This window comes from Ectothiorhodospira sp. BSL-9 (assembly GCF_001632845.1).
Taxonomy (GTDB): Bacteria; Pseudomonadota; Gammaproteobacteria; order Ectothiorhodospirales; family Ectothiorhodospiraceae; genus Ectothiorhodospira.
Map to the genome: position 1 here is coordinate 2,952,181 of NZ_CP011994.1, position 11,142 is coordinate 2,963,322.

Annotated in this window: 5 protein-coding genes; 2 read left to right on the forward strand and 3 right to left on the reverse strand. The window is 61.7% G+C overall.

Translation table 11 applies throughout. The features are described 5' to 3' along the window. Nucleotide 1: 1 nt before the first annotated feature. Nucleotides 2-6,007: an ATP synthase subunit K family protein gene (locus ECTOBSL9_RS13730; protein WP_156500139.1), complete on the reverse strand. Its 6,006-nt coding sequence runs from the start codon at nt 6,005-6,007 to the stop codon at nt 2-4. Nucleotides 6,008-6,057: 50 nt separating this feature from the next. Beyond that, the gene (locus tag ECTOBSL9_RS17060; protein ID WP_156500140.1) at nt 6,058-6,480 is read right to left on the reverse strand and encodes a hypothetical protein; all 423 of its coding nucleotides are present in this window, start codon (nt 6,478-6,480) and stop codon (nt 6,058-6,060) included. Between the two features lie 362 nt (nt 6,481-6,842). Here ECTOBSL9_RS17060 and ECTOBSL9_RS13740 point away from each other — a divergent pair, with 362 nt between their 5' ends. After that, entirely contained in the window at nt 6,843-7,886 is a 1,044-nt protein-coding gene (locus ECTOBSL9_RS13740; protein WP_168161569.1) for a polysaccharide biosynthesis/export family protein, read from the forward strand. 32 nt (nt 7,887-7,918) lie between these two features. After that, complete coding sequence (locus ECTOBSL9_RS13745) at nt 7,919-10,219, forward strand: polysaccharide biosynthesis tyrosine autokinase (RefSeq protein ID WP_082829946.1); 2,301 nt, start codon at nt 7,919-7,921, stop codon at nt 10,217-10,219. Nucleotides 10,220-10,303: 84 nt separating this feature from the next. On the opposite strand, the gene ECTOBSL9_RS13750 is transcribed toward ECTOBSL9_RS13745, so the two are convergent. Next, complete coding sequence (locus tag ECTOBSL9_RS13750) at nt 10,304-11,101, reverse strand: SapC family protein (protein ID WP_063465520.1); 798 nt, start codon at nt 11,099-11,101, stop codon at nt 10,304-10,306. Nucleotides 11,102-11,142: the final 41 nt, after the last annotated feature.

Genomic DNA, 11,142 nt, shown 5'->3' on the forward strand with positions numbered 1-11,142 from the left:
CTCAAAGCACCTCGGATGGCGTAACCACCTCATCCCACAAGCAGACACCACCAACACACTGATTGGCGCTGTCCATCGCATCGGCGCCCCCCCCGCCGCTGGACAGATCCAGCTCGTGGAACTGCCCATCTTCGCCCTCAACCAGTAACGGTTCTGCCTCGGGAGACTCCATGGTATCCATCAAGGCCGCCATGAAGGCCTCGCCACCCATTGGCGATGTCAGAAGGAATCCGATACCCTCACCCAGCTCGATGTTGAGTCCACCCTCCTCAAAATCGCGGGCGACCACATCCATATCCCAACCAGCAAATGTATTGCCTTCGGGGACCCTGACCGCAGCATCGAACTCACCGTAGCCATCCAGGAAGTCGCGGCGAATATCCAGACCCAGTTGCTGAATACCCTCACCAGCATCGGCCCAGGCAGTGAGCAGGTTCTCCGACAGATTCACCTCCCCTGACAGACCGCCAGACAAGGCGATGCCCTGGATCACACCATCGTATTCACTACTCATGGCGCCAAGCCCGGCCAGCTGATCCCGCACCGCCTGGCTCGATCCGGACCAGGTGAGCTGATTGCCTTCCAGCACCAGGTCTTCAAGATTGCCACGCACTTCCACCAGGGAGACAATATCGCGAACGGAGTAAACCTGATCGACGGCACCAACGATCTGGTTATCCTTGATCACCAGATTCGTCGCGCTGTGCCCACCGTCCTCGTTGATGGAAACAGCAATGGCCCCGTTAAGGCCCGACTGGGCCCGCCCGGCCCCCAGGACCCCATCGGGGTCGGCGTTGACAAAGTCGCTGAACTGGTTGCCCTCGATCACGAAATTATCGAATCGGTAGGCGGTGTCGCCTTCGCCGTAGAGCTGGATACCACCGCTGTTGAAGGCACCCTCGTTGTTGACGATGCGCACATCCTCGTTCTGACCCTTGATCTCCATCCAGAAGTTACGACCGAAGAACAGGGCGTCCCCGCCCTCACCGCCGTAGCCATTATCCATATCCAGAAATTCAGCCAGCCCGTCAAAGTTGGCGCCGCCGGCATGGAGACCGTGATAAAAATAGTTATCCTCGATGTCCACGTCCTTCAGGGATGACAGATACAGATGCCCCGCACCCGGTCGCCAGAAGACATTGTCGGCGATGGCCGATTCCTCCAGACCGCCCAGATAGAGCGCCCCCCCCGTACCGCCCACCACGCCACCGAAAAGGTTCCCGGAAAGATTCCACCCGGAGGCCACCGGATCGCCGTTATAACTGCCCCCCATGAAGCTGGGAGCCTTATCGCCCGTGTAGCCAGTGACGTAGCTGTTGAGCAGACTGAAGTCATTCAGCCCAGCACCTTCACCTCCCAGCACCGCAGTATCCCAGGTGAGCGGACCATCGACATGATGCAGACGCAGCCCGTCCAGGGTGACATCCGGCGCGGCAATGGTCACCTTGCCGTTGATCCAGGCCTCCGACTCTCCACGAACACCATCCTCCACATCCACCAGGGGGTTACCCTCGGCATCGCGCGTGGACACACCCTGGTTGGGACCGAGCAGGGTGAGAGGCTTGTCGATGCGGACATCGCCGGTGTATTCACCCGACTGCAGTTGCAGTACGTCCCCAGCCTCGGCTGCGGCAATGGCCTCGGCCAGGTCCATGAAACCGGTACCCTGAGTTTCATTCACGATCAGGGCAATAGGATTCGGGCCAGTCACTTGACCGAAGTCGATCTTGTCCAACAGGCCCTGCAGCAGGCGCAGTTGAGCCTCAACAAGACCTTGCGTGTCGAAAGCCACGGAGCCCGCCTCCACGGCGTCGCTGCTCAGCAGGGCCTCGATAGTCTCCACAGTGTCCTCAGCGGTCAGTGACAGATTCACCAGGCTGTCGAGATTGCCCACCTGGTCCGCCAGTACCTGACGCTGGGCGGCATCCATGTTGGAAGCGTCTGCAAGGATGGTTGCATCCGGGTTGGTCTGCTCTCCCAGTAGCCTGCTCAGCTGGTCGGGCGTTTGATCGGCAGTCACCCGCAGGGCCGCATCGGGGCCCAGTTCCAGACGTGCATCGGCAATGACCGCCTCAGCGGCCAGGCTGACAATCCCGGTTCCGGAAACCACAACCACGGCCGAACCCAGATTGCCCGTCCACTGCGGATTATCGCTGGAATCCAGCTCAGCCGTCACCGTGCTGCTATTCAACAGGGTGAGATCAGCGTCCAGGGCATCTTCCAGAGCCGTGACTCGGGTATGCCCCTCACCAAGGGTGCCCGCCCCTGGGATCTGGACGGTCGAGAGCACCACTGTCGTGCCGGCAGCGATGGAGAACCCGCCCTCTCCCAGAGATTGGGCCTCGCGCAGATCCAGTTCACTGTCCTGGCCCGTCACGCGCACCCGACCGGTTCCCGGCAGACTGCCAGTGAAGGCCACCGATGTGTCATCACCCAGGGCCAGACGCAGGGTACTATCGATCGTGGACAGGTCCGCCGCAGCCGCCTGTGCCAATGCCCCCACCTGCACCACGCCGCCCTGGATCTCGCGCCCATCGGCCTGATCCGCGGTCAGACTCAATTCCTGTCCATCAGCCACACCCAGAGTCAGGGCACCCAACTGACTGTCCGGCGAAATCACGACTGTGCCAATATTTTGGGCGGTGAACGTCTCCACCTGCACGCCGGTGAGATCCAGGGGCTCGCTGCTCAAACGGGACAGCGTCACGGTGGTATCTTGCCCTCCTTCGATCGCGCGACCATTGGCTTGCTGGCTGCCCAGGATCAGGGTCTGACCAGTCTCCAGAGACACAGCGGCCGGCCCCAGCAGGGTGGCCGAGTCGAGGCTCACCGTATCGGTGGCCAGGGTGGCAACCACCGTCGAACCGGACTCGACCTGAATGGCCTCAAAGTCCACTTCACTGCCGTCCAGTACCTGAATCTCCAGCCGACCACCCGCGTCCACCTCAATGTACCGTTCATCCGCCTGGGCCGCCGTGATCACCAGAGTGGCATCGTCTTCAACCCCCAGGCGCAGCGCCGTACCCAGATCGGCACCGGCCAAATCCAGACGATCCCCCTCCTCCACGTTGATCGAGAGGTTTTCCACAGAAATGGCCGACAGATCAGCCGTTAATGTTCCTCGGGCCCCGGTCAGCTCAGCCTCACCGGGGCCTGCGATCCGGGCAGCGTCAGCCAGTTCAACTGGCAGATCCAGACTGACACCCTCGTTCACCCAAAGGTAGAAGTCACCAGTCTCCAGCGACGTCACGTTACCCAGGCCTCCCAAGGAGAGCCCTTCGCGAAGGTGGATGGCATCGCCCAGGCGCAGCGTGGTCACCTGGTCACTGCCATCCCATTCGTCGCGAATGGCACCAACCAACTCCTGGAGTTGCCCAAAGGTAAAGACCGTCATCTCCGGGCTGAACTCGGCCTCCTGATCAAAGCCTTCCACCAGCGTTTCGCCAAGCTGTATCCGAACGGGTGAGCCTTCCTTGGGCAGGGTAAGGCGCCCGTTGTCCACATCTTCTGTGGTGAGATCCGTGAACTCAATGGTAGGAGGACGCAATCCACCCGGCTGGAAATTATCACCGAATGCCTGCAGGTCGATCCTTGTGTCGTCGGTCGACTCACCCACCACGCGCAGAGTGCCCGACCCAGACAGGCTACCGAGAAGCTCATCATCCCGCTGGTTTAGACGGGCTTCAAAGTCATCCAGAGAAAACTCCAGGGCCGAGTTGATATTAAAGCGGCTGAGTGAACCCCCGTCCTCCTCATTCACCACCAAGTCGGCATCATTCAGGGAGACCTCCCCACCACGGGCCTCAATGGTGTTGTCACCCGCACCAAAATTGATAACGCTGCCTTCAGTCAGGCTCAACCGGGCACCGTCGGGGGCGTCGTCACCAAACTCGAAAATCACACGGTCCGGTTCATTGCCCAAGGTGATATCAACAGCGAGTTCTGCCTCGAGATTGTCCGCGTCCACCCACTGTGATAGATCAATGATCAACGTTGTCGCTTCATCGGTGGCGCCCTTGAAGCCTTCGCCTTCGCTGAGTTGAGCCATCTGGGATGCACTCAGCACAAACCTGATCCCGCCCGGCAGCGACAGCTGGCTCACATCATCTGCCAACTCGGCCGAGCGTATATCCACCGTGGCGATCTCGATGGCGAGCTGCTGCAGCGCATCCTCTGTCAGATCATCGGCGGAGAGCGTGCCGGTCAGGCTCAAAGTACCCTCACCCGCGATGGTCACTTCCGGGGACATCTGATCGAATGCCAAGATCAGAGTCTGGCCATCCGCCACGGTGATATCAGCCACCTTGGCAAACCGCACCTGGATTGCCATCAAACTCGCGGATCCCATGCCCATCGTGTTGATGATGACACTCGAGTCGGCCACGGCATCGCTGGACAACAAGGAGCTGATCAAATCGGCAGTGCTGTTGGCTTGAGTCAAGCTAAGGTTGGTGATGCCCGCGGCTTCCACCTTGTCCAGATGCTGAGCCAAGGCTTCCAGGCGGCCAAGATTCATGCTGGCGGCATCCACTGTGACGCTCTCAGCGGCCACCGATTCACTAGCCAGCAGGGTATTGATCAGAGTGGATGTGCTATTGGCCTGGGTCAGCGCCAGGTTATCAAGACTCTCCACCCGAGCCAGCTCACCTGCCAAGGTATCCAGCTGATCCCTGTCCATGCCGGTGGCATCGATCTGGACCTGCGCCTGATCACCAGCACGGGCCAACAGTGACTGCATCTGACCCGCTGACTGTTCCTGAGTCAACGTCAGCGTGCCACTGATGCCCGCATCCACCACCCTGGCAATAGCATCCGCCACAGCGTTGAGCTGTTCGGCGCCCATGTCGCTGGCGTTCACCACCACCGAGCTTTCAGCCACAGCGTCGCTGCCCAGCAGGGCCTCAATGTCTCCGGCTGCGTCATCAGCACTCAAGGAGAGGTTGTCCACGCTGTTCAGCTTCGCAGCCTGATCGGCCAGCACCTGGCGCTGGCCAGCCTCCATACCCTGTGCATCCACGTCGACCAGGGCATCCGCCGCCAGGGCCTCACCGAGCAGGGCACTGAGCTGCGTCGCATCCTGGGCAGTGCCCAACGTCAGCGTGCCACTGATGCCCGCATCCACCACCTTGGCAATGCGATCCGCCACGGCGTTCAACTGATCGGCGTCCATGCCGGTCGCGTCCACCGTGAACGTGCCATCCTCCGCCGCTTCCAGGCGTGACCTGATGGTGTCCGCGTCGTCTGCTGCGGTCAGCTTCAGATCCGGTTCCGGGGCCGGATCACGGCTGCTTGAAGAACTGGACTTAACCGCCGCAATACCCGCCACCGCGCCCAGCACACCCAAGGCCACATAAGCAGGGTCAATCTCATCCGGTTGCCATGCGGTGCCCGGCTCCGGCCACAGGCCCAGGGCTTCCAGCCCCGCCTGACCCACAAGGGGCTCCCCATCCGCCCACTCCACCTGATCGGGCATCAGGGTGTAAAAATCACCATCTTCCATGATCACGCTCACCGAACCGTCCGGATGAGTCACGAAATTCTGCACCCCCGGCAGATCACCCAACGCCACCGGCTCCTCTGCCAACGCGCCCTCGTCCACAACCTCCGCTGCCGAGTCATCCACCCAAATCAATCCCTGCGACGCCAGCCAGTGCTCGCTCACAAAGGGCATGTCATCGGAGATATCCACCCACTGCGCATCAACCACAATGGTACTGCGGTCCTCCATGAGCAGCAGCAGCCCCCCATCCTCGCGGGCCACCACATCCAGTAAGTCCTTCAGCCGCCAGGCAGGCACCATGCTCTCGGGCGACGACTCAGCGGCTTGGGCCAGCAACGGTGCCAGCAGCACGCCATGCATCCCGGCCGCCAATGCACCCTGACGGTGTCGCCGCAACCACTGGCGCACAAGGCGAAGGCGATGATCGGACACACCCTCCCCGGATACCCCCTGATCAGACCCGGTGTGCAGATTCTGCAACATAGCGTTACGACAAGTGGGTGCCATGGGATATCTCCTTTAATCTGTGATGCAGGGGCGCGCGGATCGCGTCACCGTCATGATCCGGGCGGGCGCGCATCCGGTGGCGGTGTGCCCCCCCGTTGCTGTGTCCGGGAACGCCAGAGCCATTCGGAAAGATTGACAAGCCGGTCCTTTTCTTCGGCGGAAAGCCGGCCTTGCCGTCGGTAGGCCTCGATCAGGGCAAACACCTGCTCGAAACCATTGACTCGCTCGGGCGAGACCCCGCGCAAGGCAAAAATGGCCTGATCATCAGCCCTGGAATCGAATCGCGCGTGATCAAAGATCACCTGCCACCGTCCATGGTCACCGGGCAATAGCCGACAAGGCACACGGCTGGACTGCCAATGCTCGAATAGAGACGCAGGGACGAGCCCCGCGCCCACCAATTCCTCACATGTCCCAATAAACACGGTGTAGGCGCCATACTTCCCCTTCAGCCCACATTTCGTTTCGATCACACACGCCTCCCGCAACAAGAGCAACGTCACGCTGACATTAATGCACCGACTATGGCTGGCGACGCTGTCCAAGATTTTTGTTTGATGATCGAAATTTACCTCTCATCAAAGGTCGACATGGAAGGAAAGAAACCACATTGAACCAATACAGGCTCGACAAGCCCACCTACAAAGTCCATTTCGGATGCTTCCCCCCTACCTCAGGAGACTCCAGGTCTCAAAGGGGAGATACAATTCACACTTCTTTTGTGTGTCTCCGTCAAAGGCTAACTGTGTCCTCCCATGCAATTTGCAGAATCGCGGGTCTGTTGACCCTGTTCATGCTTCCGATATTCCTATCGGGCTGCACTGTCATACCTGGCATGTCGATGCCCACACCGGACCAGTTGGAACGCTCAAGTGGGCCCGAGGGCATTTACCAGACCCGAACCGGGCTGGACGTCAAGCTCATCGCCATCACCCCCAAGCTCACCACGCGCCAGAGTCAGGATCTGACGGATCACCCCATGGCTCCACTGCCCCTGGCGTCGTCCGCGGCGCTGCGTGGTGACTATCGCATCGCCCCGCGCGATGAGCTGGAGATCACCGTCTGGGGGCACGAGGAATTACAGCTGATCGATCGCGAACATCAGCCACGCCATGTGGTCGCCGATGATGGCACAATCTTTTTCCCCTATGCCGGGCGTGTGGAGGTGGGTGGTTTAACCGCACGGGACGCACAGCAAAGGCTCACCAAAGAGCTCTCCCAAGTCTTCGCCCAACCCCAGGTGGATGTACGAATAGTCCGCTTCCGCGGCCGTTCGGTGCAGGTGCTGGGGGAAGTGGAAACTCCGGGCAAGGTCTTTATTGCTGATCAACCCCTCACCGTGGTGGACGCCATTAGTCAAGCCGGCGGACCCTCCGATAACGCGGATCTTCGCCGCGTTCTGCTATCCCGTGATGATGGCAACCACACCATTGATATTCTGGCCAGCGTGGGGCGTGCAAAACTCATCAACAGCCTGGTGCTGGAGGAGTCGGACCTCGTTTATGTGCCGGATAACAGGGGCTCGCGTGTCTACGTGCTTGGTGAATCGGCCCGCGCCGCCAGCCTGCCCATGCCCCGTGCAGGCCTCACCCTCACCCAGGCCCTTGCCGAAGCCAGCGGTCTGAACCCATCCACGGCCCAGGCCCGCAGCGTGTACGTTCTGCGCGGCAATACAAACCAGCCCAAGGTCTACTACCTGGATCTGCGCCGGGCCGACGGTCTGCTGCTGGGCGACCGCTTTGCCCTGGCGGAACGTGATGTGGTTTACGTGGATGCAGCACCGATCACCCGCTGGAACCGCTTTATCAACCAGTTGCTGCCCTCGCTCGTCATTCTGCGCGAAGCCGACAGAGGCCCCCTCAATTTGGGCACCAACTAGTGCCTGCCCATCATCGAGCCCACTAGCACACCATGCCCTTTCAAATGGATGATTCGTCACAGCCCCAGGAAAACCGGGGCGCGGTCAACGCAACGGCCGCAAGCCACACTAACGATGACGGCGATACCATCGACCTGAGCCAGATTGGGGATTTTCTGCTCCGAGGAAAGTGGCTCATCCTCGGTGGCCTCCTGGCTGGCGTCCTGGTGGGTGGTTTCATGTCGTGGCAAAGCCTGCCCCGCTACGAGTCCAGCACCTTACTGCAGGTGGAACTCAAGTCCCCCATGTTCGCGCTCCAGATGGATACGGAATTCGTATCCGAGTCCCGGGGCATCCCCACCGAGGTGGAAATCATGCAGTCGCGCATGGTGCTGGGCCGTGTGGTGCGCGAACTTCAGCTAGAGGTGGTCACCCGCCCACTCCCGGCGCCACTTCTGGGACGCCCGCTGGCTGCCGAGAGCCCACTGGTGTCAATGCCGGGCCTGGGCCCATGGCTTGCGCCCTACGCAGGTTACAAAGCCTCGGTGGAGGTGGCCACCCTCGAATTTGAAGGCTTCTGGAGTGAGCAGGCCGTGATCATTGAAAACCTCGGTGACCAGCGCTTCGCCGTATGGACGGCCGACGGCGAAACCCGGCTCGGAGAGGGTCAGGTGGATGAACGCCTGATCCTGCATCATGAGGATGGCCAACTCAGCCTGCGCCTGCATGAACTGCAGGCCACGCCGGGGGCGCGGTTTCAGTTACGACGCCGATCCGAACTGGCCGCCATCTCTGACCTGCGCAGTCGCATGAGCGCGGGAGAGCAAGGGCGCCAGACGGGCCTTGTCAGGCTCTCAATGAGCGCCGAATCTCCGCAAGCAGCGGCGCAAATGGCCAATGCCATCGCCAACGCCTATCAGCGTCAGCATGTGGAACGGCGCTCGGAGCAGGCGCGCGCCACCCTCGCCTTTCTGGAGCAGCAGATTCCCGGCCTGCGCCAGGACGTGGAACAGTCTGAACAGTCTCTGGTCGATTTCTTGCGTAAAGAGGGCACGGTGGACCTGGACCGGGATGCCTCCCGCGTGCTGAACCGGCTGGTGGAACTGGACACCCGCCTCACGGAATTGAGCGCCGAACGGGAAGAGTTGCTGTTGCGTCTCACGCCCGAGCATCCCCAGGCGCAGGCCCTGGACAGGCAGATGCAGCGCCTGCGGGAAGAACGGGACCGGATCGAACGGGATGTGGGCCGCATGCCGGCCACGCAACAGGAGCTGCTGGCCTTGCGCCGTGAAAACCAGGCGGCCACCGAAATCTACGTGAATTTCCTCAATACTGCCCAGGAACTGGAGATCGCCCAGGCGGGCATCGTCGGCTCCGTGCGCATCATTGACCCAGCCGTGGCGGAAAACCGCACGGTGGGGGCAGGTGCCCAGCGCACCAGCTTGATTGCCGGGATACTGGGCGGGATACTCGGCGTGGGCCTGGCATTCTGGTTCCATGCGGCAGGCCGCCGCGTGTACGAGCCCGACTCCCTGGAGCACCACACCGGGTTACCGGTGCACGGTGTGGTGCCCTTCAGCCCATTGCAGCGGCGGCTGAGCCGCGAGGCCCGCGGCGGCGGAAAGATCCCCGTATTGATTGAGGTCAGCGACGACGACGCGGCCGCGGAGGCCATGCGCAGTCTGAGCACCAGTCTGCGCATGGCCCGCCAGCCGGACGCTCAAAGCCACGTCATCCTGGTGACCGGCCCCAGGCCTGCCGTAGGCAAATCCTTCATTGCCATCAACCTGGGAGCCGTGCTGTCACAGGGCGGGGCGCGGGTGCTGGTGATCGATGCGGACATCCGTCGCCAATCACTGGATCCCTACCTGCCCGAAGATCACCGCGCCGTGGGTCTCACGGAGTATCTCTCCGGGAGTGCGTCCTCCGATGAAACCATCATCAACCTGGGAGACACTCAAGGACTGCTGCATGTCATGGGCGCAGGCCACCTGCGCACCCGGGCCTTCACCATGATGTCGAGTCCCCGTTTCGATACCCTGATGGAAGAATGTCGGGGGCGCTACGACTACGTGCTCATCGACACCCCCCCTGCCCTCATGTTCGCCGATGCAGCAAGCCTGGCACGGCGCGGACTGGATACACTGATCGTGCTGGAAAGCAGTGGTCACAAGATGGCCGAGGTGGAGGAAACCGTCAGGCGCCTGCGGCGAGCTGGCGGTCGTGTGCTCGGTTTCGTGCTCAATCAATACGTCCCGGCCTCCCTGGGCGCCGGTTACCACGGTTACCATGGCTATTCCAGTTATCGTTACCGGTACCGCTATGGAAAGCATTACGCCAAGCGCCCTGGGTGACGGTGACGCCCTAGTACTACAGCCGTAACTGCAGCAGAGAATTCGTTACTGGCATGGACGACGCTGACCCTGTTTCCGAACACGCTACCTCATGCCATCCAGTTCCGCGGCCATGGCGGCCACCAGGTTGCTGGCTTCATCCGCGGGATCCACCTCCTGTGGCGCATGGCGGGATGGCCACACAATACGCCGGGCCAGCGTCTTGAAACGTGTGGCATGATGAGGGCTATCCAGGTGAGCATAGAGCCAGCCCAGCGACTGCCAGCGGCGTAGCGTCAGCCAGTCCGCATCGCTTAGCGCATTGAACGCCCGCTCATCGAGCTGATAGAGCCCCTCGAGCGCATGCTCGGGCTGGGGGTGGTCGATATCCGGCACCTGCCAGGGCGAGAGCAGCTGCCGCTCTTCGAGATAGGCCAGCGTCGGGTGAACCGACGCGATACCCCGCGCCAGCGTATGCAGAAACGCCTGGGTCTTGACCAGGGGCTCACTGTAGGCACCGCCGTCGAAGAAAGGGGTCACCTGGTCCCCCAGCGCCTCGTCTCCCTCGCTGCCGACAGGCACCACCGCCGCCCCCTCCCACAGCGCCAGCCCCTGCTCCGCTTCGTCGAGGCAGAACGGATAGACCCGCAGCGCCGCCGGCACATAGGGCGCCTGCCAGCGGCCATCGCGTGCCACATAAACGTTCACCTCCGCGATGGGCCCCATCACTGCCACCGCCTGCCAGCACTCATCGACTCGGCGAAACATCACCGGCATGCCCTGCGCGACCCGGCGGATCTCATCCAGGGCCAGCGGCTGCAGCGCCAGGTGCCGGGCGAAACCGAAGCCGGCGGCGCGGCGCCAGCCCAGGTGGCCGTGTGTCTCCAGTACGAGTGGTGTCATGGCAGATGCTCCTTGAAATATGATCGGCGGCTGGGGAAAAA